The 24,426-nt window shown below is 62.5% G+C and carries 25 protein-coding genes; 14 read left to right on the top strand and 11 right to left on the bottom strand.

Annotation, left to right across the window (positions count from 1 at the left end; all coding sequences use genetic code 11):
* Positions 1-5: 5 nt before the first annotated feature.
* On the bottom strand, positions 6-686 hold the full coding sequence (locus Q1A06_RS17935) for a winged helix-turn-helix domain-containing protein (RefSeq protein ID WP_299566839.1): 681 nt from the start codon (positions 684-686) through the stop codon (positions 6-8).
* Between the two features lie 72 nt (positions 687-758).
* Between Q1A06_RS17935 and Q1A06_RS17940 the strand changes: the two genes are divergently transcribed.
* Both Q1A06_RS17940 and Q1A06_RS17945 read left to right on the top strand, forming a co-directional pair.
* Positions 759-1,082, top strand: a complete 324-nt coding sequence (locus Q1A06_RS17940; protein WP_299566842.1) for an NIPSNAP family protein — start codon at positions 759-761, stop codon at positions 1,080-1,082.
* Complete coding sequence (locus Q1A06_RS17945) at positions 1,079-1,423, top strand: antibiotic biosynthesis monooxygenase (RefSeq protein ID WP_299566845.1); 345 nt, start codon at positions 1,079-1,081, stop codon at positions 1,421-1,423. The genes Q1A06_RS17940 and Q1A06_RS17945 overlap by 4 nt, the downstream gene beginning before the upstream one ends.
* Positions 1,424-1,471: 48 nt before the next feature.
* Here the strand turns inward: Q1A06_RS17945 and Q1A06_RS17950 are convergent, their stop codons facing one another.
* Both Q1A06_RS17950 and Q1A06_RS17955 read right to left on the bottom strand, forming a co-directional pair.
* Positions 1,472-2,998: a cryptochrome/photolyase family protein gene (locus tag Q1A06_RS17950; protein ID WP_299566848.1), complete on the bottom strand. Its 1,527-nt coding sequence runs from the start codon at positions 2,996-2,998 to the stop codon at positions 1,472-1,474.
* A complete protein-coding gene (locus Q1A06_RS17955; RefSeq protein ID WP_299566851.1) occupies positions 2,995-3,660 on the bottom strand; it encodes an SDR family NAD(P)-dependent oxidoreductase in 666 nt (221 codons plus the stop codon). The genes Q1A06_RS17950 and Q1A06_RS17955 overlap by 4 nt, the downstream gene beginning before the upstream one ends.
* 292 nt (positions 3,661-3,952) lie before the next feature.
* Between Q1A06_RS17955 and Q1A06_RS17960 the strand changes: the two genes are divergently transcribed.
* On the top strand, positions 3,953-5,545 hold the full coding sequence (locus Q1A06_RS17960) for a 2-isopropylmalate synthase (RefSeq protein ID WP_299566853.1): 1,593 nt from the start codon (positions 3,953-3,955) through the stop codon (positions 5,543-5,545).
* Positions 5,546-5,794: 249 nt separating this feature from the next.
* Positions 5,795-6,601 carry a class I SAM-dependent methyltransferase gene (locus Q1A06_RS17965; RefSeq protein ID WP_299566855.1) on the top strand — a complete coding sequence of 269 codons (807 nt, stop codon included), beginning with the start codon at positions 5,795-5,797 and terminating at the stop codon, positions 6,599-6,601.
* A gap of 132 nt (positions 6,602-6,733) precedes the next feature.
* Here Q1A06_RS17965 and Q1A06_RS17970 read toward each other — a convergent pair whose 3' ends face one another.
* Together Q1A06_RS17970 and Q1A06_RS17975 are read right to left on the bottom strand one after the other, a co-directional pair.
* On the bottom strand, positions 6,734-7,591 hold the full coding sequence (locus Q1A06_RS17970) for a 2-isopropylmalate synthase (protein WP_299566857.1): 858 nt from the start codon (positions 7,589-7,591) through the stop codon (positions 6,734-6,736).
* A 149-nt stretch (positions 7,592-7,740) separates the two neighbouring features.
* Entirely contained in the window at positions 7,741-8,331 is a 591-nt protein-coding gene (locus Q1A06_RS17975) for a VOC family protein (RefSeq protein WP_299566859.1), read from the bottom strand.
* 188 nt (positions 8,332-8,519) lie between these two features.
* On the opposite strand from Q1A06_RS17975, the gene Q1A06_RS17980 reads away from it, so the two are divergent.
* The 7 genes from Q1A06_RS17980 (at position 8,520) to Q1A06_RS18010 (ending at position 15,620) form a co-directional block, all read left to right on the top strand.
* Positions 8,520-9,566 (top strand): rod shape-determining protein, encoded by a 1,047-nt coding sequence (locus Q1A06_RS17980; RefSeq protein WP_299566861.1) that lies wholly within the window; start codon positions 8,520-8,522, stop codon positions 9,564-9,566.
* 27 nt (positions 9,567-9,593) lie between these two features.
* Positions 9,594-10,508 (top strand): rod shape-determining protein MreC, encoded by a 915-nt coding sequence (mreC, locus tag Q1A06_RS17985; protein WP_299566863.1) that lies wholly within the window; start codon positions 9,594-9,596, stop codon positions 10,506-10,508.
* 3 nt (positions 10,509-10,511) lie between these two features.
* On the top strand, positions 10,512-11,144 hold the full coding sequence (locus Q1A06_RS17990; RefSeq protein WP_299566865.1) for a rod shape-determining protein MreD: 633 nt from the start codon (positions 10,512-10,514) through the stop codon (positions 11,142-11,144).
* 16 nt (positions 11,145-11,160) lie between these two features.
* A complete protein-coding gene (gene mrdA, locus Q1A06_RS17995; protein ID WP_299566866.1) occupies positions 11,161-13,083 on the top strand; it encodes a penicillin-binding protein 2 in 1,923 nt (640 codons plus the stop codon).
* On the top strand, positions 13,080-14,219 hold the full coding sequence (gene rodA, locus Q1A06_RS18000) for a rod shape-determining protein RodA (protein ID WP_299566868.1): 1,140 nt from the start codon (positions 13,080-13,082) through the stop codon (positions 14,217-14,219). Before mrdA ends, rodA begins: the two co-directional genes overlap by 4 nt.
* A gap of 64 nt (positions 14,220-14,283) precedes the next feature.
* On the top strand, positions 14,284-14,694 hold the full coding sequence (locus Q1A06_RS18005) for a VOC family protein (protein ID WP_299566870.1): 411 nt from the start codon (positions 14,284-14,286) through the stop codon (positions 14,692-14,694).
* Positions 14,691-15,620, top strand: a complete 930-nt coding sequence (locus Q1A06_RS18010; protein ID WP_299566872.1) for a glyoxylate/hydroxypyruvate reductase A — start codon at positions 14,691-14,693, stop codon at positions 15,618-15,620. Before Q1A06_RS18005 ends, Q1A06_RS18010 begins: the two co-directional genes overlap by 4 nt.
* A gap of 42 nt (positions 15,621-15,662) precedes the next feature.
* On the opposite strand, the gene Q1A06_RS18015 is transcribed toward Q1A06_RS18010, so the two are convergent.
* From Q1A06_RS18015 to Q1A06_RS18040, 6 genes are all read right to left on the bottom strand, one after another.
* Positions 15,663-17,687, bottom strand: coding sequence for a M3 family metallopeptidase (locus tag Q1A06_RS18015; protein WP_299566873.1), 2,025 nt, complete (start codon positions 17,685-17,687; stop codon positions 15,663-15,665).
* A gap of 45 nt (positions 17,688-17,732) precedes the next feature.
* Complete coding sequence (gene moeB / locus Q1A06_RS18020; protein ID WP_299566875.1) at positions 17,733-18,788, bottom strand: molybdopterin-synthase adenylyltransferase MoeB; 1,056 nt, start codon at positions 18,786-18,788, stop codon at positions 17,733-17,735.
* A 192-nt stretch (positions 18,789-18,980) separates the two neighbouring features.
* Complete coding sequence (dut, locus tag Q1A06_RS18025; protein WP_299566877.1) at positions 18,981-19,430, bottom strand: dUTP diphosphatase; 450 nt, start codon at positions 19,428-19,430, stop codon at positions 18,981-18,983.
* A gap of 85 nt (positions 19,431-19,515) precedes the next feature.
* Positions 19,516-20,709, bottom strand: a complete 1,194-nt coding sequence (gene coaBC / locus Q1A06_RS18030; RefSeq protein WP_299566879.1) for a bifunctional phosphopantothenoylcysteine decarboxylase/phosphopantothenate--cysteine ligase CoaBC — start codon at positions 20,707-20,709, stop codon at positions 19,516-19,518.
* 72 nt (positions 20,710-20,781) lie between these two features.
* Positions 20,782-21,588, bottom strand: a complete 807-nt coding sequence (locus Q1A06_RS18035) for a ChaN family lipoprotein (RefSeq protein ID WP_299566881.1) — start codon at positions 21,586-21,588, stop codon at positions 20,782-20,784.
* Positions 21,588-22,466, bottom strand: coding sequence for an RNA polymerase factor sigma-32 (locus tag Q1A06_RS18040; RefSeq protein WP_299566883.1), 879 nt, complete (start codon positions 22,464-22,466; stop codon positions 21,588-21,590). Before Q1A06_RS18040 ends, Q1A06_RS18035 begins: the two co-directional genes overlap by 1 nt.
* A 94-nt stretch (positions 22,467-22,560) precedes the next feature.
* Here Q1A06_RS18040 and cobU point away from each other — a divergent pair, with 94 nt between their 5' ends.
* From cobU to Q1A06_RS18055, 3 genes are read left to right on the top strand one after another with little or no spacing between them, the layout of a single operon-like run.
* Positions 22,561-23,082 carry a bifunctional adenosylcobinamide kinase/adenosylcobinamide-phosphate guanylyltransferase gene (gene cobU / locus Q1A06_RS18045; protein WP_299566884.1) on the top strand — a complete coding sequence of 174 codons (522 nt, stop codon included), beginning with the start codon at positions 22,561-22,563 and terminating at the stop codon, positions 23,080-23,082.
* A complete protein-coding gene (locus Q1A06_RS18050; protein ID WP_299566886.1) occupies positions 23,079-23,660 on the top strand; it encodes a histidine phosphatase family protein in 582 nt (193 codons plus the stop codon). The genes cobU and Q1A06_RS18050 overlap by 4 nt, the downstream gene beginning before the upstream one ends.
* Before the next feature lie 58 nt (positions 23,661-23,718).
* Positions 23,719-24,396 (top strand): glutathione S-transferase, encoded by a 678-nt coding sequence (locus Q1A06_RS18055; protein WP_299566887.1) that lies wholly within the window; start codon positions 23,719-23,721, stop codon positions 24,394-24,396.
* Positions 24,397-24,426 lie beyond the last annotated feature (30 nt).

Consider the following 24,426-nt stretch of genomic DNA (forward strand, 5'->3'; position numbering starts at 1 on the left):
ATCCGTCACACGCCGAACAGCGTGTCGAACGACTGTCGCCCCAAGGATGTAAAGGCAACGACCCTGCTGCCCGGCGCGCGGCTGGCCCAGCCCAGCGCCTCCATCCGCGCCAGCATCGCCCGGCCGACCGACCCCGCCAGATGATTGCGCCGCGCGCTCCAGTCCAGACAGGCTCGGCACAGCGGCGCCTTGGCCCGCGTCAATGCCGCCAGATCCACACCGAAATCCGCGACAAATTGCTTCCCCGCATCGGTCAGCGTGACCTCGTCATCGTGCACGTTCAAAAGCCCACGCGCCGTCATTGCGTCGAACATCGCGATGCCGCGCGCACCGGCAAGGTGGTTGTAGCACACGCGCGCCTCGCGGAGCGCGGCGTCGCGCGGGCCGGTGCGGGTGCGCAAATGCCCCTCGCCCGAGGCCAGCCCCATCAGCGCCTCAAGGACCGCCGCAACCTCAGGACCGCTCAGCGAGACGTACTTGTGCCGCCCTGACTTGCGCGCCTGCGTCAGGCCGCCCGCCTCCAGCTTGGCCAGATGCGCGCTCGCGGTCTGGACGGTCACACCCGCCTCGGCGGCCAGTTCGGTCGCTGTCAACGCCTTGCCGCTCATCAGCGCCGTCAGGATATTGGCGCGCGCCGGATCACCGATGAGCGCCGCGATGCGGGAAATGTCAGGGCCTTCTTTCATAGTTCGACCGTAAGCGAAGCATTCGCGCCGCGCAACACGCTATCTTCACGTTGCATATCGAAAGGACCCGCCATGCTGACCTGCATCATCCGCTATCACATCGACCCGACGAAACACGCGCAGTTCGCGCAATACGCCCGCAACTGGGGCCAAGCAATCCCGCGCTGCGGCGCGGATCTGATCGGCTATTACGCCCCGCACGAAGGATCGTCGACGCTGGCCTACGGCATCTACAACATCGCGTCGCTCGCCGCCTACGAGGCCTATCGCGCCCGGCTGGCGGAGGATCCGCTGGGCCGGGAAAATTATGCCTTTGCGCAGTCGGAGAAATTCCTGCTACGCGAGGACAGAACCTTCCTTACCCTCGCCTCTGGCCCGCATGGAGACACATCATGATCGCCGTCATCTTCGAAGTCATGCCGCATCCCGACCGCAAACAGGATTACCTCGACATGGCCGCCCAGATGCGGCCACTGGTCGACCAGATCGACGGTTTCATTTCGGTCGAGAGATTCCAGAGCCTGACAAACCCCGACAAACTCCTATCGCTTTCGTTTTTCCGCGACGAAGCGGCGCTGGATGAATGGCGGCGGCTGTCGCAGCACCGTTCTGCCCAGAAGGCCGGGCGGAACGTGTTTTTCGCAGATTACCGCCTGCGCATCGCCCACGTCATGCGCGATTACGGCATGACCGACCGCGAAGAAGCCCCCGCAGACAGCAAGGCGCTGCACGGCTGACGCTGCGGTACGGGCGGTGTACGTCCGGTGTACAGTCTGTGCCGCCTCTCAAACGACCTCGCCGGCATCGAGCTTCGACAGAACCGCCTGCGCATCCGACAACACGGTTTCGCGCTTTTCTTCGTCCATCCGGTCCCATGTGGCGTACATGTTCCCCATGCGCGGATTGTCGGAAAACCGGTCGCGGTGCCGGTCGAGAAAGTGCCAGTAAAGCGTGTTGAACGGGCACGACCCCTCGCCCGTTTTCTTGGTGACACTATAGGCGCAGCCCTTGCAATAGTCCGACATGCGATTGATGTAAGACCCTGAAGACACATAAGGTTTCGACGCAATCACACCGCCGTCGGCGAACTGGCTCATGCCCACAACATTGGGTGCCTCGACCCATTCATACGCGTCCGCGTAGACCTCAAGATACCACTCCGACACCTGCTGCGGGTCGATCCCGGCCAACAGCGCGAAGTTGCCCGTCACCATCAAACGCTGGATGTGATGGGCATAGGCATGCTCCTGCGTCTGACCCACGGCGGCCTCCATGCAGGCCATGTCCGTCTCACCACCCCAGTACATTGCGGGCAAATCACGCTTTTGTTTCAATACGTTGCGGGACGCATAGTCCGGCCCTTCGAGGAAATAGATGCCCCGCACATATTCGCGCCAGCCGATGATCTGGCGGATGAAGCCCTCCACCGCGTTGATAGGTGCATCGCCGTTGTCGTAAGCCTCCTGCGCCGCCTCGCAGACCTCCATGGACCCCAAAAGCCCCATGTTGATATAGGGCGACAGGATCGCGTGAAACATGAACGGCTCGCCCGTCACCATCGCATCCTGATAGTCCCCGAATGTCGGCAGGGAATGCTTGACGAAATGCGCCAGCGCATCAAGCGCCTGCGCACGGGTGGTGGCGAAAGTGAACGGTCGCAGCGTGCCGAAATGATCCCCGAACTGGGCCTCTACGAGCGCCAGAACATCGCCCGTCACGTTGTCCGGCTCGAAGGTCAACGGCCCCTCGGGCGCGATGCTGCCCGGGGCGGGCTTGCGGTTGTCATGGTCGAAATTCCACTGACCGCCCGCCGGGTTGTCCCCGTCCATCAACAGACCCGTCTTGCGCCGCATCTCACGGTAAAAATACTCCATACGCAACGACTTGCGCCCTTTCGCCCAGCCCTCGAATTCGGCGTGCGTGGCGAGAAAGCGGTCGTCCGGCAGGATCCGCGTTTTGATCGGCGCATGGGTCAGCTTGTTGATCAGCCGCCACTCCCCCGGCTCGGTACAGATCACGCTTTCCGCCGCCGTCTGTTCGGCCCGGCGCAGGAGTTCTCCCACAATAGATCCTGCGTTGTCGGTATCATCAAGCTGGGTATAGGCGACGGTCCAGCCGTCGTTCTCAAGGGCTGCGGCGAACTTGCGCATCGCGGCAAAGATCAGCGCGATCTTCTTGGGGTGATGGCGTACGTACGTCGCCTCCTCCACTACCTCCGCCATGACGACAGTATCCCTGTCCTTGCAGCCCTCGCGCAGCGCGCTCAGCCCCTCGGACAGCTGATCGCCCAAGACAAGAACAAGCCGGCTCACCAGACGATCTCCTTGTTGTCCCAATCGAAGAACCGACCGGTCTGGTCCGGCGACAGCCCGCCCAGCACGTCAACCAAGTTTTCCGCCGCCTCCTGCGGGGTCACGGACGGGTGGCGGCTAAGATAATCCTCCGTAAACGGTGTCGCGACCGTGCCGGGGTGATAGGCCACACAGACCGCATCCGGGTGAGTGCGCGCAAGTTCGATCGCGGTGGTGTGCACGATCTGGTTCGCCGCTGCCTTCGCCGCGCGGTAGCTTGTCCAGCCGCCGGCCCTGTTGTCGCCGATGGAGCCGACACGCGCCGTCAGCACAGCGCACACGCTGCGCCCCCTGCGCGGCAAAAGGCGCGCTGCATGGCGCAGAACCAGGGCCGGGCCAATTGCATTGACCGCGAACTGGTCGGCCATCGCCCGCGCGGTCACGGCGCGGATCGTCTTTTCCGGCGCGGCACCGTCGATCTCAAGCGCACCGGACGCCACGATGATCGTCTCGAACGGACCGTCGAACGCCGACAGATGCCGCTCGACGCTGTTCTCGTCGGTGATGTCGAATCCCTCTGCGGAGCGGGACAGGCCCGTTACCTTTGCGCCCCGCCCGATGAGCAGTTCCCGCACAGCCGAGCCGATGCCGCCCGACGCTCCGATCAATAGCACATTTTCCATACAGCAGCAGTTAGAGCGGGCTGCGCGGCCTTCAACGCTTCATTCACGGCATCGGAGTGGCGGATACAAAACCTGCGAATACCCCCCTTCCCATCTTGAAAACCTCCGTTATAACTGTCGGCATGAACAACGCTGCATATACCCAGACCCCCGCGCAGATCCCTGCGTCGCTGCCGCGTGCCCTGCTGCTGCTAACCCGCCTCTGAGCGTGCCATCCGGCGCGCCCGCTCAGGGGACCGTGCCGCGCGCCAAAGACAAACCAGCAACAGCAGCAAGACAGAAAGCCAATCACATGACAGACACGACTTCTCCCGCCCGCGGCTCCGGCACACCCCAGGACCGCGTCCTGATTTTCGACACGACGTTGCGCGATGGAGAGCAATCGCCCGGCGCCACCATGACCCACGCCGAAAAACTCGAGATCGCGCAGCTGCTCGACGAGATGGGCGTCGATATCATTGAGGCCGGATTTCCGATTGCGTCCGAAGGCGACTTTGCCGCCGTATCGGAAATCGCCCGGCAATCGAAGAACGCGCAGATCTGCGGGCTGGCGCGAGCCCAGTTCGGCGATATCGATCGCTGCTGGGAGGCGATCAAGCACGCGCCCCGGCCACGTATCCATACTTTTATCGGCACCTCGCCGCTGCACCGTGCTATTCCGAACCTCACGATGGACGAGATGGCCGACCGGATCCACGAGACGGTGACCCATGCGCGCAACCTGTGCGACAACGTGCAATGGTCGCCGATGGACGCGACGCGCACGGAAGAGGATTATCTGTGCCGCACTGTCGAGATCGCAATCAAGGCAGGCGCGACCACGATCAACATCCCCGATACCGTCGGCTATACCGCACCGCGCGAAAGCGCCGCGTTGATCCGGACGCTGATCGAGAAAGTGCCCGGCGCGGACGAGATCATCTTTGCCACCCATTGCCACAATGATCTTGGCATGGCCACGGCCAACAGCCTTGCCGCCGTTGAAGCCGGCGCGCGGCAGATCGAGTGCACGATCAACGGGTTGGGCGAACGGGCGGGCAATACCGCGCTCGAAGAGGTCGTGATGGCGCTCAAGGTGCGCAGTGACATCATGCCCTACAAGACCGGCGTGGACAGCAGCAAGATCATGAACATCTCGCGCCGGGTGGCGTCCGTGTCGGGCTTTGCCGTGCAGTTCAACAAGGCCATCGTGGGCAAGAACGCCTTTGCACACGAAAGCGGCATCCACCAGGACGGCATGCTCAAGAACGCCGAAACGTTCGAGATCATGCGCCCCGCGGACGTCGGCCTGACGGAGACGAATATCGTCATGGGCAAGCATTCTGGGCGCGCGGCGTTGCGGTCCAAGCTGGAAAATCTCGGTTACGAACTGGGCGACAACCAGCTCAAGGACGTGTTCGTGCGGTTCAAGGAATTGGCCGACCGCAAGAAAGAGATCTACGACGAGGACCTCATCGCGCTGATGCGGATTGCGACGGACCCCGAAGCGGACAGGATCAAGTTGAAATCCATGCATGTCGTCTGCGGCACCGAAGGTCCGAACGTGGCAAAGATGACGTTGACCGTGGACGAGGCCGAGCACAGCACCGAGCAAAATGGCGACGGCCCGGTCGATGCATCGTTCAACTGTATCAAGGCGCTGGTGCCGCACACCGCGCGGTTGCAGCTTTATCAGGTGGCCGCCGTGACCGAAGGCACCGACGCGCAGGCAACCGTGTCCGTGCGCATGGAAGAGGACGGGCGGATTGTTACCGGCCAGTCAGCAGACACCGATACCGTCGTCGCCTCCGCCCGCGCCTATATCCACGCGCTCAACCGCTTGCTGGTGCGCCGCGAGAGAGGCGGCACCGACAAGCGCGAAGTCAGCTACAAGGATGTGCGCTGATACGCAAAACGAAAGAAGGCCCCGCATCTGCCGGGGCCTTTGCTTTACCGGGTACAGATTGCGCGGTTAGGTTCGTTGTTGAAGCAAAGCGATTTCCGAGAGCCGAAGCGCGCACTGTTTCATGATCATCACAAGGTTCGCGACGCGAAAACAAAGCTGACATTCGGTTTTCGTGAAATGATCTCCTCCCCACAACGGTTGCCAACATTCAAGACTTGGTGTTGAGTTGCGCCTAACGGGGAGGCTAGGATGGATTATTCGGCTTTCAGGCTTGGAGAACGTGATGGGTGGTCATCGCGTGCCGATGTCTACGATGCCGCAACAGCGCGGGCGACCCTCCAAACTATTCCTATGCTTCTGCACAATGCTCGTGTTTTTCCGGGTGCGCGGGTGCTCGATGCGGGGTGCGGACCCGGCTACGTGGCGGCCTGTGCCAGGCTGCTGGGAGCTGATGTCGAGGGCATCGACTTTTCCGAAGGCATGGTTCGAAAGGCACGTTCTCTTTTTCCCGATATCGCATTCTCTGTCGCCGATGTCGAAGAATTGCCTGCGCAGGACAGAACCTTCGATATTGTGTTGAGCAACATCGTCCTGTTCCACGTTACAGATCCCTTGCGTGCAATGTCCGAGGCGTGGCGCGTGCTTAAAAAAGACGGCAGGTTTGTCTTCAGCCAGTGGCTCGGTCCGGATCGGTCTGAATGCTACAAGCTATTGTTCGACGTCCTTGGACAGCACGCAGACATGTCGCGTGCGGATCCGGCTCCAGACGCCTTTCTACTGTCAGACGAAACTGAAGTCGCCGATATGTTGCAGACTGCCGGTTTCCGCGACATCAGGTCAGATGTTGTCGAGAACGTGCTTCATGCTCAAGGACCCAGCTTCTTCGATTTTTTCATGAATTTCGGTGTGCGTGTTCCGCTGATCCTGGAGCGGCAAGAGCCAGCCATACAGGCTTCAATTCGAAACGAGATAGACGCCCGAGCGGCACAATACTGGTCGGACGGATCCTACAGGATACCGATGCCGAGCATCGTTTTCTCGGGGCGCGCGGATTAACGCGACCACTAGAAAAGCAATCTTTCGGTGGAAAGCCGAAACCGTACAATGTCGGCCCTTCGCCACTTGCCGGAAAGGGCCAACATATGGGACCAGCCCTTTCTTGTACCATGCGGCGTTCGTCGCGCTGTGTCAGAAATTGGTAAGGCCGATGACCGAGCCTGTGGCACTGGTAAAAATGTTGCCCAGTGTCCGGCGCTTCGACGTGCGCTTGCCCGTCTCGAAGCCGACGCCGAATGTCACCAGATCAATATTGTCGCCGCCGTCAACGTCGATGCGGCCAACCGCCAGCTCGACATTGGCACCCGGGGTGATTTGATACTGGCCCCCTACAGTCAGCGCCTTGGCCTGCGTACCATCAAGGTCCAAATAGCCCAACGACCCGATCAGCGAAAAGCGGTTGCCCAGATCGTAGCCGCCCGCCACCGCGAACACGTCCAGCCCTTCGGTCGAGACCAGATCGGCCTGCACGTCATATCTGTCGAGTTCGTAGTCGGCGTAGCCCGCAAGCAGCGTCTCGCCTTCGATGCGCACCGCATCGAGGCCCACCGTGCCGCCGGGCGTCACATCCCACGCGCCGAAGATGGAATAGGTTGTCTCGCTCAGGTCGGACGAGTCGCCGACAGACAGGCCAAGGGTGTATTCGCCGAACGTGTAGGCCGCATAGGCCGACGCGACGCCTGCATCATCTCCCAGGACGTCAAATTCGGTGTAATCAAGCCCCAGCATCACGCCGTTGGGCATCTCGTACCCGAAACCGACAGACGCCAGATCAAGGTCTTCTCCGCCCAGATCGATGCGCCCAATTTCGCCGGAGAAGAGGAAGGCGCCGAACCGGTATTCGGCGGCGGCCCCCAGTGTGCGCGCGTCGAGATCGTCACCGCCGCCGTCCAGGTTGTGATATTTTGCGAAGGCCGCGCCATAGGTCAACTCCGCCGCAGCGCCGGAGGCCGCGCAGCACAGCGCGGTTGTCAAAAGAAGTTTAGTCATTACTCGATGCCTCTGTTTATGATCCGCAAGGATTCACCCGATCGTTTTTCGTCGGGTCCGGACCAAGCAAGCACCTTCTGGGCGGGCAAGTCAATCAAGCGGGCAAGGGCGCGGCGTACGGTGTCGGTTATGCCGCTTTGCACCGGCGATTATCCGCCGCGATACGGGTTCTTCGGGCCTCGGTCGTCGCTGAGCGATCCTTGCGAGCGTTCGACGATCGTGACGCTCGCATCCGCCAGATGCGCGCGGTCAATCGCCTTGTCACCGCGCGCGACGCGAATTCTGTGCGCCTCCAGCATCACTTCCGCATGGCTTGACCCGCGCGGCGGAATGAAGGTGTAGCAGGCCAGTTCGATCAAAAGACCCAGCGGATCCTTGAAGTAGATCGAATGCATGAAGCCGCGATCCTTGACGCCCGAATTGCCGATGCCGCGCGCCTTGAGCCGGTCAAGCACCTGATCGAACATGGCGCGGTCCACCTCGAACGCGACATGGTGGACACAGCCGGGATCCATCGGCGTGCGGTCAGGGGTACCTGTGCGGTTTTCGTTGGTGAAGATGGTGATCAATCGCCCGTCACCGGGATCGAAGTACAGATGCCCCTCGTCGGGATCGTCCAGATTGGGTTGGTCAAAAAGGAACGGCATCCCCAGAACGCCCTCCCAGAAATCAATGCTAGTCTGCCGATCCGCACCGGTCATGGTGATGTGATGTACACCAAGTGTCTGAACTTTTTTCATCCCGTCCTTCTCTCCTTTGGGCATCCTGCCGCCCGCGATACATCCGGCGGGGGGTGCGGCAACAACACGCCGAACCGTGCGGATCACCCCCCTTTAATCCGATCCTACACCTCCCTATAAGCGGCGCAAACCCGCGCTCCGACAGAGTCGCGGGGCGATACGATATTTTTTGCAAGGTGATGCCCCATATGTCTATCTTTGGAAACCTGCGCGGTTTGTTCTCGTCGGATATGGCGATCGATCTGGGGACAGCAAACACGCTGGTCTACGTCAAGGGCAAGGGCATCGTGCTGAGCGAGCCGTCCGTCGTGGCCTATCACGTCAAGGACGGCGTCAAGAAGGTGCTCGCCGTGGGCGAGGATGCCAAGCTGATGCTGGGGCGCACGCCCGGTTCCATCGAAGCGATCCGCCCGATGCGCGAGGGGGTCATCGCCGATTTCGACACCGCCGAAGAGATGATCAAGCATTTCATCCGCAAGGTGCACAAACGCTCGACCTTCTCCAAACCCAAGATCATCGTCTGCGTCCCGCACGGTGCAACCCCTGTCGAGAAACGCGCGATCCGCCAGTCGGTGCTGAGCGCGGGTGCACGGCGCGCGGGCCTGATCGCGGAGCCGATCGCGGCAGCAATCGGGGCAGGCATGCCGATCACCGACCCCACCGGGAACATGGTCGTCGATATCGGCGGCGGCACAACCGAGGTGGCGGTGCTGTCGCTGGGCGATATCGTGTATGCGCGGTCGGTGCGCGTCGGCGGCGACCGGATGGACGAGGCGATCATCAGCTATCTGCGCCGCCAGCAGAACCTTCTGGTCGGCGAGACCACGGCCGAGCGGATCAAGACGTCCATCGGCACGGCCCGCATGCCCGACGACGGGCGCGGCACGTCAATGCAGATCCGCGGACGCGATCTGCTCAACGGGGTGCCGAAAGAGATCGAAGTAACACAGGCGCAGATCGCCGAGGCGCTGGCCGAACCTGTGCAGCAAATCTGCGAAGCGGTGATGACCGCGCTTGAAACGACACCGCCGGATCTGGCGGCGGACATCGTCGACAGGGGTGTGATGCTGACCGGTGGCGGCGCGCTGCTGGGCGATCTGGATCTGGCGCTGCGCGAGCAGACCGGGCTTGCCATCTCGGTGGCGGATGAGCCGCTGAACTGTGTGGCGCTCGGCACTGGCAAGGCGCTTGAGTACGAGAAGCAGTTGCGCCACGCTATAGACTACGACAGCTAAGACCGCACCGGAGGGCACCGCGCCGCGATGGCCAGAGACCGTTCACAGTCCAGCGACTACACAGGCCCGCTGCGGCGGCTTCTGCTGGCTGTGCTGGCGCTGGTGCTGGCGGGGATCTTTGTTCTTTGGAGGATCGACAGCCCCCGCGTAGAGCGTTTTCGCGCGCAGATCACGGATCAGCTGGTCCCCAATCTTGACTGGGCAATGGCACCCGTCACCGGCACGATCAACCTGCTGCGCGATTTCCAAAGCTACCAGCGCCTGAGCGAGCAGAACCAGGAGTTGCGGTCGGAATTGCGCCGGATGCAGACGTGGAAGGAAGCTGCGCTGCAACTCGAACAGGAAAACGCGCGGCTTCTCGATCTCAACAATGTGCGTCTCGATCCGCGCCTGACGTATGTTACCGGCGTGGTCATGGCTGACAGCGGCTCGCCCTACCGTCAATCGGTGCTGCTCAACGTCGGTGCGCGCGACGGATTGATCGAGGGATGGGCGACGATGGACGGAATCGGCCTTGTCGGGCGGATTTCTGGGGTGGGCGAGAACACCGCGCGGGTGATCCTGTTGACCGACGCGTCCAGCCGTATTCCCGCGATCATCCAGCCATCGGGACAGCGGGCGATCGTGGCCGGCGACAACTCAGCCGCACCGCCCATCGACTTTCTTGAAAACCCCGATCTGGTCCGTCCCGGCGACCGGATCATCAGTTCGGGCGATGGCGGCGTCTTTCCCGAAGGTTTGCTGATCGGGCAGATCGCCGCCGATCCCGGCGGGCGGCTGCGGGTCCGGCTCGCAGCCGATTTCGAGCGGCTCGAATTTCTGCGTGTGCTGCGGCATCATGGCACCGAAAGCGTTGCGGATCAGCCTGCGGTGATCCGCGACCGTATCGGTGCCGTCACGGGCACCCCGTTGCCCGATCTTCCGCCACGTGCGGCGGATTGAGCGATGGATGATCTGTCCTCCGCGCGGCTTTGGCTAATGCGCATCGCCTTCGTCGCTCTGGCGCTGGTGAATGCCTTCTTCCACCTTCTCCCGCTCGAAACACAGCCCGTCGGGCTGTTCGCGCCGGAACTGTCACCGCCGCTGGCCGCGATAGATCCGGCAGAAGCGCGGCTGCGCGATCTGTTGAACCACGGCCGCGTACGCATGTGGGTCGCCCCCGATCTACTGATCTGCTTTGCCTTTGCTTGGTCGTTGCGGCGGCCCGATTACGTGCCGGCCTTGCTGCTGGCGGTTGTTTTCTTGATGACCGATCTGCTGTTGCAGCGCCCGCCGGGGCTGTGGGCTGTGCTGGCGCTTCTGGCCTGTGAGAACCTCAAGATGCGTGGGCGAACGCTGCGCGACAGCACCTTCGGCGCGGAGTGGGTCACTGTGACGCTGTTGCTAGCGGGGATTTTGCTGGTCAACCGGATTGTGCTATCGGTAATGCTGGTACCGCCGCCAACACTTGGACTCAGCCTGCTTGAACTGGGCATGACGATATTGGCGTACCCTGTCGTCGTCCTTGTCACTCAGACGCTGATGGGCGTGCGCAAGGCGGCACCCGGAGATCTTGACGCCGCAGGGCCGCGCGCATGACGAAAGGATCGCTTGCATGAGACGCAGCAGAGCAGAGACAGACGCCAGCCACGTCAAGCTGAGCCGCCGTGCCGCTCTTCTGGGCGGTGCGCAGCTGTTGTTCATGGGCGGTCTGGCCGCGCGGATGCGGTATCTGCAAGTCGATCAGGCGGACCAGTTTCGCCTGCTGGCCGAAGAAAACCGCATCAATATTCGCCTGATCCCGCCGAAGCGGGGCGAGATCTTCGACCGCAACGGTGTGCAACTGGCGCAAAACGTGCCGAGCTACCGCATCGTGATCGTGCGTGAGGATGCGGGCGATGTGGAAGATGTGCTGTCGCGCCTTGCAACGCTGATTGATCTGACGCCCGAGCAGACGGAAAGCGCGCTGGCCGAGCTGAACCGATCCGCGCCGTTCCTGCCCGTGACCATCGCCGAGGATGTCAGCTGGGACGCGGTGAGCGCGGTTTCAGTGAACGCCCCTGCCCTGCCGGGTGTGTCGCCCGAAGTCGGCTCGACACGCGTTTACCCGCGCGGATCGGATTTCGCGCATGTCGTGGGACGGGTGGGCCGGGTCAGCCAAAAGGATCTCGATGCGTTGGAGGACCCCGATGCGGTGCTGCGCATCCCACGGTTCCAGATCGGCAAGATCAACGTCGAGGCCCGCGAAGAGGCGCTGTTGCGCGGGTTTGCGGGCACCAAACAGGTCGAAGTCAACGCGACGGGCCGCGTGATGCGTGAACTGGCGCGCCGTGAGGGTCAATCGGGCGCCGATCTGCAACTTACGCTGGATGCAAAACTGCAAAACTATGTGCAGGCGCGCCTGTCCGGCGAAAGCGCCGCAGTCGTCATCATCGACTGCGAAAAGGGCGACGTTCTGGCGAACGCGTCGGCCCCGTCCTACGATCCCAATCTGTTTATCGGCGGCATTTCCTCCAAGAATTATGATCCGCTGTTGAATTCGGAGTATCGCCCGCTGGTCAACAAGACGGTGCAGGGCGCCTATCCTCCCGGCTCGACCTTCAAGATGATGACGGCGATGGCCGCCATCGAGGAAGGCATCATCGGGCCAGACGAAACCGTCTATTGCCCGGGTCATCTTGAGGTCGGGGGCCGTCGGTTTCACTGCTGGAAGCGGGCCGGTCACGGTTGGGTCGATCTGGAAAACTCACTGAAAAAATCGTGCGACGTTTATTATTACGATCTGGCGCTGAAAGTCGGGATCGAGAAGATTTCGGCGATGGCGCAACGGTTCGGCCTTGGCATCCGGCACGACCTACCGCTGAGTTCGGTCAATTCCGGCCTGACCCCGACAAAGGATTGGAAGCTGCGCCAGCGTGGTGAATCCTGGGTGATCGGGGATACGGTGAACGCCTCCATCGGGCAGGGTTTCATGCTGGCCTCGCCCTTGCAGCTGGCGGTGATGACCGCGCGTATCGCCACGGGTCGCGACGTGACGCCGCGCATCGTCAAATCGGTCAATGGCGTGGAAGAGCCCGTGTTGGGTAACGGGTCATTGAACATGAACGAGCAGAACCTGCGCCGCATGCGCCGTGCGATGAACGCGGTCGTCAACGACCGTCGCGGCACGGCCTACCGCAGCCGAATCATCGCCGAGGGGATGCGCATGGCGGGCAAGACGGGCACGTCGCAGGTGCGGTCCGCCGTGGTGAACAACAACGAGGTGCCGTGGGAACAGCGCGACCATGCGCTGTTTGTCAGTTTCGCGCCCTATGATGCGCCCCGCTATGCCTGCGCCGTTCTGGTAGAGCACGGCGGCGGAGGTTCCACCGCGGCGGCGCCCATCGCGCGCGATGTCATGCTGCAAGCCCTCTACGAAGGCGAACCGCCGCTCGATGCCTATCCAACGGCGGACCGGGGCCGGATTGAGACGCAGCAGAAACAGTTGCGCGACGTGCCGCCGCAGGCGCGCATCAACAAGGGCAAAGATCAAGCATGAGCTATCTTGAGTACACGGTCAAATCCGTCCCGACCGGATTACGCAAGATCTTCTATCTCAATTGGCCACTCGTCCTGTTGCTGACAGCCGTGGCGGGAACCGGTTTTCTGATGCTCTATTCGGTTGCGGGCGGCGGTTATGGGCCGTGGGCCGAACCGCAGATGAAACGGTTCGCCATTGGTCTGGTGCTGATGATCGGCGTTGGGCTGGTGCCGATCTGGCTGTGGCGCAACCTGGCGGGGGTGGCCTATGGCATCTCCATCGCCCTGCTTATCGCGGTCGAGTTTTTCGGGTCCATCGGGATGGGCGCGCAACGCTGGATCGACCTGGGCTTCATGCGGTTGCAGCCCTCGGAGCTGACCAAGATCACGCTGGTGATGTTTCTAGCCGCTTACTATGACTGGCTGCCCGCGAAAAAGACGTCGCGGCCCCTGTGGGTGTTGCTGCCGTTGCTGATCATCGTTGTGCCGACCGCGCTGGTGCTCAAGCAGCCGGATCTGGGTACGGCGATCCTGCTGCTGGCAGCAGGCGGCGGGTTGATGTTTCTGGCGGGGGTACACTGGGCCTATTTCGCAACGGTGCTTGCCGCTGGCATCGGGCTGGTGACAACCGTTTTCAAATCGCGCGGTACCTCGTGGCAGATGCTGCAGGACTATCAGTTCCGCCGCATCGACACCTTTCTGGATCCAAGCTCGGACCCGCTTGGCGCGGGCTATCACATCACGCAGTCCAAGATCGCGCTGGGATCGGGTGGCTGGACCGGGCGTGGCTTTATGCAAGGAACGCAATCTCGGCTGAACTTCCTGCCCGAGAAGCACACCGATTTCATCTTTACCACGCTGGCCGAGGAATTCGGATTCGTGGGTGGGGTGTCCTTGTTGACGCTGTATGCGCTGATCATCGTGTTTTGCGTCGTCTCGGCGGTGATGAACAAGGATCGCTTCGCCTCGCTGTTGACGCTGGGTATCGCGCTCAACTTCTTTTTGTTCTTCGCGGTCAACATGTCGATGGTGATGGGGCTTGCGCCCGTCGTCGGCGTGCCCCTGCCGTTGGTCAGCTATGGCGGCTCTGCGATGCTGGTGTTGTTGCTGGCCTTCGGGTTGGTGCAATCGGCGCATGTCCACAGGCCGCGTTGACGCGATTGGCACCGGTGACGTGGCAGGGTAGGATCGCGCAAATATCCATTCCGAAAGGCACTTCATGTCGATTTTTCATTTCGCCTTCAACGTCACCGACCTTGACGAGACGCGCGCATTCTACGGCGCGCTTCTGGGCTGCTCCGAAGGACGCAGCACCGACACCTGGGTGGACTTCGACTTTTTCGGGCATCAACTGTCGTGCCATCTGGGCCAGCCGATGGAGGTCGCTGCGACGGGCCTTGTCGGAGAGCACAAGGTACCGATGCCGCATTTCGGCGTGGTGCTGGAACACGACGACTGGCGCGCACTTGCCGACCGTCTGACGGCGCAGGGCGTCGAATTCGTGCTGGCCCCGCACACACGGTTTGCCGGGGAACCCGGCGAACAATCGACGATGTTTTTCCTCGATCCGGCGGGCAACCCAATCGAGATCAAGGGGCTGGCCAGTATGGCGAGCGCGTTCGCGCGATGATCAACGTGCTGTTCGCCGCCCGTCCCGAACGCTGGACAACCTATGAGGCACCGCTGCGCAGGGCGCTCGCAAACGCCGGGATAGAGGCCAATCTTGCCACCGATCTGCCTCCGGCGGAGGTGGATTACATCGTCTACGCGCCCAACAGCGATCTGCAGGATTTCACCCCCTACACCCACGCCAAGGCGGTGCTCAACCTGTGGGCGGGTGTCGAAAAGATCACCGGCAATGAGACGTTGAAAATTCCGCTGGCGCGGATGGTCGATCCGGGGCTGACGACGGGGATGGTCGAATGGGTCACGGGCCATGTGCTGCGCTATCATCTGGGAATGGACGCCCACATCGTGAACCCGGATCACCGTTGGGAGCCGGAAGCACCGCCGCTTGCCCGCGAACGTGATGTGGTGATCCTTGGCCTCGGCGCACTGGGCACGGCCTGCGCGCAGGCGCTGCTGGGGCTTGGGTTTCGCGTGACCGGATGGTCGCGCAGCGCCAAGGATGTGGCGGGCGTGACCTGTCTGCACGGGGATGCGGGACTGTCGAAGGCCTTGTCGCAGGCGCAGATCGCGGTGACGCTGCTGCCCGATACGCCCGCCACCACGGACCTTTTGAACGCCGACACGCTGGCGCAGATGCCGCGCGGCGCCTACCTTATCAATCCCGGTCGCGGACCGCTGATCGACGACGACGCGCTGATCGCGGCGCTGGACGACGGGCAAATCGCCCACGCTACGCTCGATGCTTTCCGCATTGAGCCTTTGCCGCAGGATCATGCCTTCTGGGCGCATCCCCAGGTGACTGTGACACCGCACATCGCGGCAGAGACGCGCGCAGTGACGGCATCGGAGGCGGTCGTGGAAAATATCCGGCGCGGTGAGGCGGGCGAGCCTTTCCTCAATCTGGTCGACCGCGCATTGGGGTACTGACCGCCGGGCGGGCGAGGCGCGCGTGACGCCCTGCCCGCGCGTTCACGCCGCGATCAGACCACGGCCCTTGAGCAACGCCTCAACCCCCGGCAGGCGCCCCCGGAACGCGGTGTACAGCTCTGCCGCGTCGCGGCTGCCGCCGGTGGAGAGGATGTTTTCTTCGAGAGCGCGGGCACGTTCGGAATCAAAGGCACCCCCCGCATCCTCGAACGCCTGAAACGCATCTGCGTCCATGACCTCGGACCACATATAGCTGTAGTAGCCGCTGGAATAGCCGTCGCCCGAAAAGACATGCGCGAAATGCGGTGTTGCGTGGCGCATGGTGATGGCGTCGGGCATGCCCAGATCGTCAAGCACCTTGCGCTGTTTGGCCATCGGATCTTCGGGCACGCCGTCCTCGTGAAACGCCAGATCAACCAGCGCAGAGGCGACATATTCCACCGTCTGGAACCCCATGTCGAAGGTCGCGGCGCCCAGAACCTTGTCCAGCATCTCCTTGGGCATCGGCGCGCCGGTGCGGGCGTGCGTGGCAAATTCGCCCAGGACTTCGGGCACTTCGAGCCAATGTTCGTAAAGCTGGCTGGGCAGTTCGACGAAATCGCGCGCAACAGAGGTGCCCGATACGCTCTCATAAGTCACGTCCGACAGCATCTGGTGCAGCGCATGGCCAAATTCGTGAAACAGCGTGCGCGCGTCGTCGTAGGACAGCAGCGCCGGATCGCCCTTGGCGAAGTTGCATACGTTTATCACTACGGGCGTTTGCCGCTGCGGGAATTTCGCCTGCGCGCGCATCGCCGAGCACCATGCGCCCGATCTTTTCGAGCCGCGCGCGAAGTAATCGCCGATGAACACCGCCACGTGTTCGCCGTTGCGTGTCACATCCCAGGCCCGACAATCGGAATGGTACAGCGGCACATCGAGCGGCTTGAATTCCAGCCCGAACAGCCGGTTCGCGCAGGCGAACGCGGCTTCGATCATCCGGTCAAGCTGAAAATAGGGTTTGAGCGCCGCCTCGTCGAGATCGTGCTCGGCCGCGCGCCGTTTCTCGGCGTAGTAACGCCAATCCCACGGCGCGAGATCGCCGTTGACGCCGTCATCCTGCATCATCCGCTGCAGGATCTGCGCATCGGCCTCGGCCTGCGCGCGGGCCGGTTTCCACACGGCCATCAGCAAATCACGGACCGCCTGCGGGGTCTTTGCCATCTCGGTTTCCAGCTTGTAGTCCGCAAATGTCTCGTAGCCCAGCAGCTTGGCACGTTCGTCGCGCAGCGCGAGGGTTTCCGCGGCGATGGCACGGTTGTCCGTCTCGCCTCCATTGGCGCCGCGCGCTTCCCACGCCTCGAAGGCGCGCTTGCGCAGATCGCGGCGCGGGCTGAATTGCAGGAACGGGGTAATCAGCGAGCGCGACAGGGTGACGACGGGACCGCCCGCATCCTTTTCTTCGCCCGCAGCGACCGCCGCGTCGATTGCGAAATCGGGCAGACCTTCCAGATCGGCCTCTTCCAGCTTCATGAACCAGCTGCGCTCGTCCGCCAGCAGGTTCTGCGTGAACTGGGTGCCCAGCACGGCCAACCGCCCCTTGATCTCTTTCAGCCGTTCCTCCTGCGCACCGCTCAGCGCCGCGCCGGCGCGCACGAAGCCGCGGTGCGTCAGCATCAGAACCCGGGCCTGTTCGTCGCTCAGATCAAGACTGTCACGGCCTTCCCACACCACGTTGATCCGCTCGAACAGTGCCTTGTTGGACGATATTTCGGAGAAATGCGCCGACAGGATCGGCGAGAAGTCACGCTGCAAAGCTTCGCGCGCGGGATTGCTGTCGGCGCCCGCAACCGTAAAGAAAACGCCCAGAACCTGGTCCAGCAGATGCCCTGCTGCTTCGAGCGCCTCGACGGTGTTTGCAAAGGTCGGCGTCTCCTGGTTGTCGGCGATGGCGTCGATCTCGGCGCGGTGCGCGGCAAGGGCTACGTCCAGCGCGGGCGCGAAATCGGTGTCAGCGACCGCGTCAAAAGGGGCGAGGCCAAAGGGGGTCTGCCACTCTTGCAGCAGCGGGTTTTGCGGGGATGTCATACGGGTGTCTCCTTTGACGCTCAAGGTAAGGGCGCAGGTAACGGGTTACAATCGCGGCACGCCTGCGCAAATCGGGCAATCGGGGCGCGGGGTGATACGGATGCTTCGGTTTTCACCGTACAGCGCGTCGTAGATCACCATCTGGCCGCGCAGGGGCGTGCCCGCGCCGGTAATGATTTTTACGGCCTCCACCGCCATCATCGCGCCGATCACGCCGGGCAGCGGGGCCGCGACCCCGGCCTCGGCACAGCTGGGCGCGAGATGGGGCGCGGGTGCCTGCGGAAAGATACATTGATAGCACGGAGCCCCTTGCGCAGGATCGAACACGCTGATCTGTCCCTCCCATTGGCTGAGCGCGCCAGAGACCAACGGCACACCGGCAGCGACGCAGGCCGCGTTGACGAGATAACGTGTGTCGAAATTGTCGGTACCGTCCAGCACCAGATCGTATTCCGCGATCAAGTCAGATGCGACCTCGGCGTCAAGCCTGCGGTGATAGGGGCGCACGGTAACAAAGGGATTCTGCGCCATCATTTCGCGCTGCGCGGAGAACACCTTTGGCATGCCGATGGCGGCGTCCTTGTGGATCACCTGCCGTTGCAGGTTGGTGTTCTCGACGGCATCGTCGTCGATCACCCCAATGGTGCCCACGCCTGCGGCGGCGAGGTATTGCAACACCGGCGCGCCAAGACCGCCTGCCCCGACCACCAGCACCTTGGCGCCTTTCAGTGCCTTTTGGCCCGCGCCGCCCACCTCGCGCAGCGCGATGTGGCGGGCGTAGCGGTTAAGCTCCGCGTCCGAAAAGCTGCCGGATCGCTTATCGGGTGTTTGCGGTTTTTCGTCGTCGGCCCCCGTACGGTGCCGCAGCCGCGCGATCAGCGCGCCATACGCCCAGACCAAAGCTGCGATGCCCACCACGATCAGCCAAAGCGCCGCCGAGCCCCCGGTCGCCTCGCGCAGCGGATGCCCGTCGGGAAACACCAACTGGATGCCGATAGCCACGACGATCAGCAGGCCGATCATGATCCAGCGCGCGGTGCGCGGGGTCCCCATCAGGGCACCTAGCCCCCAAAGGGCGGCAGCGAGAATGATCACCAGCATGGTTTACTCCGTTCGGTTTGCGATGGAACCGCCGCTGCGGCAATCAGGCGACATGGAGCTTAAGCTAGCCTGCGTCACAGACCCGGCAACCGATCCCACACCACAGCCCTGCACTGCAGCGACCGCTATAGCCCGGAATGTTCGGGGTTTGCCGCTGCCCTTTTGCCCTACATGAGATTGCGCCACAGGCACCTATGTCCGCCCGGTCGAGCCAAAGCCACCGCTTCCTCGTGCCGTGTCCGACAGCACCTCGACTTCGACGACATCCGCGCGGATGACCGGTGCGATGACAGCCTGCGCAAAGCGGTCGCCGTGCTCGATGACGGTCGTCTCTTCGCCAAGCTGATATAGCCCGACAAATACTTGGCCGCGATAATCTGAGTCGATTGTCGCGGGGCTGTTGGGAATGATGATCCTGCGCTTGAGCGCAAGGCTGGAGCGCGGGCGGATCTGCATTTCCGCTTCCAAGGGGAGTTCCACGCAGAAACCGGTCGATATCAACGTCACCGTGCCCGGCTCGATGCGCATCGGCCCGTTCGGCAGAAATGCGCGCAAATCCATTCCCGCTGCGCCTTCTGTGGCGTAGGAGGGCAGCGGCAGGTCGTTGCCGCTGATCCGTTTGAATTTCACTCTTATCGTCATCTGTTTTCCGGTTTTCTCGTTTCGCGGCCTTGCCCGTGGACAAAGCACGGCAAGCCCCAAGCGTCCAGATACGCGCGCAGTTTCGTCAGCCTGTAATATGTGCGGCGATACGCGCGGCGAGTTCTTGAGCGACGGCATCCTTGGACATACGCGGCCATTCCTCTGCGCCTGCGTCGGTGATCAGGGTCACGGCGTTCTCCGCCCCGCCCATGATGCCGGTCGCCGGCGAGACGTCATTGGCCACGATCCAGTCGCAGCCCTTGCGCAACCGCTTGGCGGTCGCGTTTTCGATGACGTCGTTGGTTTCGGCGGCGAACCCGACAACCAGAGCGGGGCGGTCTGCGTCCCTCTGGCTGATCGTGCGCAGAATGTCCGGGTTTTCGGCGAATTCCAGGACCGGCAGCCCGTCCTTTGACTTCTTCAGTTTCCGGTCGGTCGCGGACACGCGCCAGTCGGCCACCGCAGCGGCAAACACGCCAGCATCTACCGGCAGCGCCGCCTCGGCAGCTTCTTTCATCTGCTGCGCCGTTTGCACGCGGATTACGGACACACCGTCAGGTGGCGGGATCTCTGCGGGACCGGTGACGAAAACCACCTCGGCCCCCAATGCCGCAAGCGCGCGGGCGATGGCGGTACCTTGTGCGCCCGACGAGCGGTTGGCGATATAGCGAACAGGGTCGATCGGTTCGTGCGTCGGGCCGGAAGTCACCAGAATGCGACGTCCTTTTAACGGGCCTTGCGCAAAATGCGCCTCGACCGCCGCAACGATTTCGAGCGGTTCCGACATGCGACCGGGTCCATGTTCGCCACAAGCCATGTCGCCCTCGTTCGGGCCGACGACATGAATGCCATCGCCACGCAATTGCGTCAGATTGCGCTGTGTCGCCGGGTGATCCCACATTCGTACGTTCATCGCAGGCGCGATCATGACCGGCGTGTCGGTGGCGAGCAAAAGTGTGGACGCCAGATCCTGCGCAAGCCCGGTCGCCATCTTGGCCATCAGATCAGCGGTCGCGGGGGCCACCAGCACCAGATCGGCCACACGGCTCAGCTGAATATGACCCATCTCGGCTTCGTCTCCCAAATCGAACAGGTCGCGGTAAATCTTGTTGCCCGCCAGCGCGGACACGGAAAGCGGCGTGACGAATTCCTCTCCCGCGCGGGTAAGCACGGGCGTCACCTGTGCACCGCGCTCGCGCAGACGCCTGATCAGGTCGAGCGATTTGAACGCCGCGATACCACCCCCGATGATGAGCAGAATGTGTTTGCCTGCCAGCATGATGCCCCCGTCTGCCAGATGTTCTGGTGCATCAGCATAAGCGGCGCACCCGCAGGGCGCCAGCCCCGACGGTCAGTTGTCGAACGCCTCGCACGGATCGCCTCGCTCCGGCGCAGTCGCGTCGAGCGTCATCGCGAAGCCGCCGGCAAGATCATCGCCGCTTTCGGACTGCCCCAACGCGAAAACACGCAGATCGGGCGCGGCGCGGGCGATCAGTGCAGGCACCCCCCAGTCGGGTCGCGCGTGACCGTTGCCGGTGATCAAAGCGACAGGCCCGCCGGTTTCGCGCAACGCCCGCATTGCTGTATCGGCAAGTGTCATGTCGCGCAGGCGTTGCATGTCGACCATTACCGGCAGCATTTCTGCGGGCAGCTTGTCACAGTGGGCGCGGGCCTGAAGCGCCTCGCGCTGTGCCTGCTCCGCTTGGTCCGGCGCACGGTCCATGCCAAATGGTGCCGCAAGCGGATGGAACGCAAGCGGGCTTTCGAGTGCCGTCCCCAGCGCCTCTCGCGGGACGAGTGCGCCGTAAAGGCGCGCCTCGGGAGCAGCCGCAAAGATCGGAAAATACATATCGAACGATGGCCAATTGCTCTGGCTCCAGCCAAGTGCAGTGTCGAGCGCGCGCTGATCGGACCGGTTTGCGACATTTCCGCGCGCCGCCTGCGCGGGGGTCAGCATTTCGAACACCAATGCCTTCGGCGCGGTCGCGGCCACCCATATTGCTTGTTGGGCGTGATGCGCAGGGTTATCATGTTGCTCGCCCAAAATCAGTATCTGCGCGGCGAGCGCCTGTGCCGGGATGTCCGCAGAGACAGGCAATGCGAAAAACGCAGCCGTCAGGGCTGCGCTCAAGTCACGAAATACGGGGCGTAAAGTCATCACGTCAGAAAATGAAACACTTCTTGCGACTGCATCTCAAGAGATTTGCGCATCTTGGTGAAAGCCGCTGCCTCCAGCTGTCGCACCCGTTCCTTGCTCAGGCTCAACTCCTGACCAAGGCTTTCCAACGTGCGCGGCGTATCGCGCAATTTACGCTCGCGGACAATGAACTGTTCACGGTCGTTCAACGCACCGAGAGCCAGAAGCAGCCATTCACGCAGTTGTGCGGTGTCGTGGCTGTCTTCGACACGCTCGGCGGCCTGCGCGCTATTGTCTTCCAATGCGTCGATCCATTCGCGGCCCTCATCCTCAGCGGATTGCGTCGCATTAAGGGAGTAATCGGAACCAGACAGACGACCTTCCATCATCTCGACATCGTGCAGGGGAACGCCAATTTCGGTCGAGATAAGCTGACGCAGCTGATGCCGGTCGAGGGTTTCACCCTGTGCGGCAGCTTCGCGCTCCAGCCGCGCCTGAACACGGCGCATGTTGAAAAAAAGCGATTTTTGCGACGACGTGGATCCCGTCCGCACCATCGACCAATTACGCATGACGTGGTCCTGAATGGACGCCTTGATCCACCAGACGGCATAGGTCGAAAAACGGACGCCGCGATCAGGGTCGAACTTGTCCGCCGCTTTCATCAGTCCCAAGCCCGCTTCCTGTATCAGGTCGTTCATCGGGGCGCCGTACCGCTTGAATTTCGAAGCCATCGAGATGGCGAGGCGCATATAGGCCGTGATCAAACGGTGCAGTGAGGCCTCGTCCCGCTCGTCGCGCCATGCATAGGCCAGCTTCAGTTCGGTGTCGGCATCCAAAAGCTCCGCCTTCATCGCGGTGCGGGTAAGTGAAAAGTCCTGCGAAGTATTCAAAGCCATTCTATCCGTCTCCCTGACCAATCGCCGCCTTGTGGTAGTCGATTGTAATAGGTACGCATGGGTTCGCACTTTGGTTCATAAAAGGTTTGCGAAAATGTTGCCCAGAGGCACATTCGTTCTAGGCGGAGCCGCGTCGGGCAAATCGCAATGGGCCGAAAACCTTATTCTAAGCAGCGCCTTGAACGCGGTTTATCTGGCGACTGGCCGTATTTACGATTCCGAAACAAGGATTAAGGTCGATGTTCACAAATCGCGGCGCGACGCGCGGTGGGACACGGTAGAGGCACCGCTGGATCCCGCCCCGGTTCTGACATCGTTGGGTGCGCACACGCCGGTGCTGATTGATTGCGCGACGATGTGGCTGACAAATCTGATGATGCAGGACGCGGATGTCGAGCAAGCGCAATCGGAGTTGCTATCGTCGTTGCAGACGTGCGCGTCCCCCTGGGTCATCGTCTCGAACGAAGTTGGCCACGGGATCGTGCCGGACAATGCGCTCGCCCGGCGGTTTCGCGAGGCGCAGGGGCGGTTGAACATCGCGCTTGCCGCAGAGGCGGATCTGGCCGTTCTGATTGTCGCCGGTTTACCCCAGGTTCTGAAAGGCGCGTTGCCATGACCGTCTGGCATTGGGTCCGCCACGGCCCGACACACGAGAAGACCTTTGTCGGATGGCGCGACGTGCCCGCTGACCTCTCCGATGCGGCCCTGATCGCGCGCGTGTGCGCGCATCTGCCGCGGCGCGCGTTGCTTGTGTCGTCCGATCTGATCCGGTCTGTCGCCACCGCCGATGCGCTGGCGCACCCCGATCACCACCGCCTGCCGCACGAAACGGATCTGCGCGAGATCGACTTCGGGATCTGGGACGGGATGCACTTCGACGCCATCACCGCGCGCGATCCGCGTCTGAGCCGCGCGTTCTGGGAGCAGCCCGGCGATGTGCAGGCCCCCGACGGCGAAAGCTGGAACCAGGCGCGGGCGCGGGTGGACGGGGTCGTGGACCGACTGAATACCCGCCATCCCGACGCACAGATCATCGCGGTCGCGCATTTCGGTGTGATCCTGACACAGGTACAACGCGCGCTTGGCGTCAGCGCGACCCAAGCGATGGCGCACAAGATCGACAACATTTCCGTCACTACGTTGCATCACAACGCGGGTGCATGGCGGACCGAAGCCATAAATCACCTTCCGTAGACGGGTCGAATCAAGATTATATTTGATTCCCGGATCGCACGGTGCGTAGCGTCACTTCATGAGTTATGATCTATACATCGGTGATCGCCTGTTTTCGAGCTGGTCCCTGCGCGGCTGGCTGATGCTGCAAAAATTCGGCCTGCCGCATCGGGTCCATCTGGTCGGTCTGTACAGCGGGTCGATGGCAGCGGATCTGGCCGCCCTTGCGCCCGCCCGTCTGGTACCCGCGCTGCGCACGCCAGAGGGTGAGGTGGTGGGTGAAACGCTGGCAATGGCCGAGACATTGGCGGAAATGCACCCCGATGCCGGCATGTGGCCCACCGATCCCGTCCTGCGCAGCCGTGCACGATGGCTCTGTGCCGAGATGGCCGCAGGTTTCGGTGCCCTGCGCAGCGCCTGTCCGATGCAGCTTGCCCATGTGGACGTGGAATTCGCCCCGGACAAGGCGGTGCTGGCAGATCTGGACCGGATCGAAACCCTCTGGGCCTTTGCACGAGAACGCGCACCGGACGGGCCCTGGCTGTTCGGAGCGTATTCGCTGGCTGACGTCTTCTATGCTCCGGTGTGCGCGCGGATCGTCGGGTATGCGCTGCCGGTTTCCACTGCCGCGCGGGGCTATTGCGAGACGGTTCTTGACGATCCGGATTTCAAAGCGTGGCGCACCGACGGCTTGAAAGTTCAGTACGATCCGTTCCCCTATCCTCCGGTCGGGCGCACGGAAAACTGGCCCGCCTGACCGGACCGGTCGCACGCCCGCATTAACCAT

The organism is uncultured Sulfitobacter sp., assembly GCF_947497275.1.
Classification (GTDB): domain Bacteria; phylum Pseudomonadota; class Alphaproteobacteria; order Rhodobacterales; family Rhodobacteraceae; genus Sulfitobacter.

Coding starts and splice junctions, on each gene's coding strand:
- Q1A06_RS18050 (WP_299566886.1), top strand. CDS start 23,079: ATGACCGTCTGGCATTGGGTCCGCCACGGCCCGACACACGAGAAGACC.
- mrdA (WP_299566866.1), top strand. CDS start 11,161: ATGAGACGCAGCAGAGCAGAGACAGACGCCAGCCACGTCAAGCTGAGC.
- moeB (WP_299566875.1), bottom strand. CDS start 18,788: ATGCTGGTGATCATTCTCGCTGCCGCCCTTTGGGGGCTAGGTGCCCTG.
- Q1A06_RS17960 (WP_299566853.1), top strand. CDS start 3,953: ATGACAGACACGACTTCTCCCGCCCGCGGCTCCGGCACACCCCAGGAC.
- Q1A06_RS18040 (WP_299566883.1), bottom strand. CDS start 22,466: ATGGCTTTGAATACTTCGCAGGACTTTTCACTTACCCGCACCGCGATG.
- Q1A06_RS17980 (WP_299566861.1), top strand. CDS start 8,520: ATGTCTATCTTTGGAAACCTGCGCGGTTTGTTCTCGTCGGATATGGCG.
- Q1A06_RS18005 (WP_299566870.1), top strand. CDS start 14,284: ATGTCGATTTTTCATTTCGCCTTCAACGTCACCGACCTTGACGAGACG.
- Q1A06_RS17955 (WP_299566851.1), bottom strand. CDS start 3,660: ATGGAAAATGTGCTATTGATCGGAGCGTCGGGCGGCATCGGCTCGGCT.
- Q1A06_RS17965 (WP_299566855.1), top strand. CDS start 5,795: ATGGATTATTCGGCTTTCAGGCTTGGAGAACGTGATGGGTGGTCATCG.
- Q1A06_RS17945 (WP_299566845.1), top strand. CDS start 1,079: ATGATCGCCGTCATCTTCGAAGTCATGCCGCATCCCGACCGCAAACAG.
- Q1A06_RS18010 (WP_299566872.1), top strand. CDS start 14,691: ATGATCAACGTGCTGTTCGCCGCCCGTCCCGAACGCTGGACAACCTAT.
- Q1A06_RS17940 (WP_299566842.1), top strand. CDS start 759: ATGCTGACCTGCATCATCCGCTATCACATCGACCCGACGAAACACGCG.
- Q1A06_RS18055 (WP_299566887.1), top strand. CDS start 23,719: ATGAGTTATGATCTATACATCGGTGATCGCCTGTTTTCGAGCTGGTCC.
- Q1A06_RS17990 (WP_299566865.1), top strand. CDS start 10,512: ATGGATGATCTGTCCTCCGCGCGGCTTTGGCTAATGCGCATCGCCTTC.
- Q1A06_RS17935 (WP_299566839.1), bottom strand. CDS start 686: ATGAAAGAAGGCCCTGACATTTCCCGCATCGCGGCGCTCATCGGTGAT.
- Q1A06_RS17975 (WP_299566859.1), bottom strand. CDS start 8,331: ATGAAAAAAGTTCAGACACTTGGTGTACATCACATCACCATGACCGGT.
- rodA (WP_299566868.1), top strand. CDS start 13,080: ATGAGCTATCTTGAGTACACGGTCAAATCCGTCCCGACCGGATTACGC.
- coaBC (WP_299566879.1), bottom strand. CDS start 20,709: ATGCTGGCAGGCAAACACATTCTGCTCATCATCGGGGGTGGTATCGCG.
- Q1A06_RS18015 (WP_299566873.1), bottom strand. CDS start 17,687: ATGACATCCCCGCAAAACCCGCTGCTGCAAGAGTGGCAGACCCCCTTT.
- Q1A06_RS17970 (WP_299566857.1), bottom strand. CDS start 7,591: ATGACTAAACTTCTTTTGACAACCGCGCTGTGCTGCGCGGCCTCCGGC.
- cobU (WP_299566884.1), top strand. CDS start 22,561: ATGTTGCCCAGAGGCACATTCGTTCTAGGCGGAGCCGCGTCGGGCAAA.
- Q1A06_RS18035 (WP_299566881.1), bottom strand. CDS start 21,588: ATGACTTTACGCCCCGTATTTCGTGACTTGAGCGCAGCCCTGACGGCT.
- mreC (WP_299566863.1), top strand. CDS start 9,594: ATGGCCAGAGACCGTTCACAGTCCAGCGACTACACAGGCCCGCTGCGG.
- dut (WP_299566877.1), bottom strand. CDS start 19,430: ATGACGATAAGAGTGAAATTCAAACGGATCAGCGGCAACGACCTGCCG.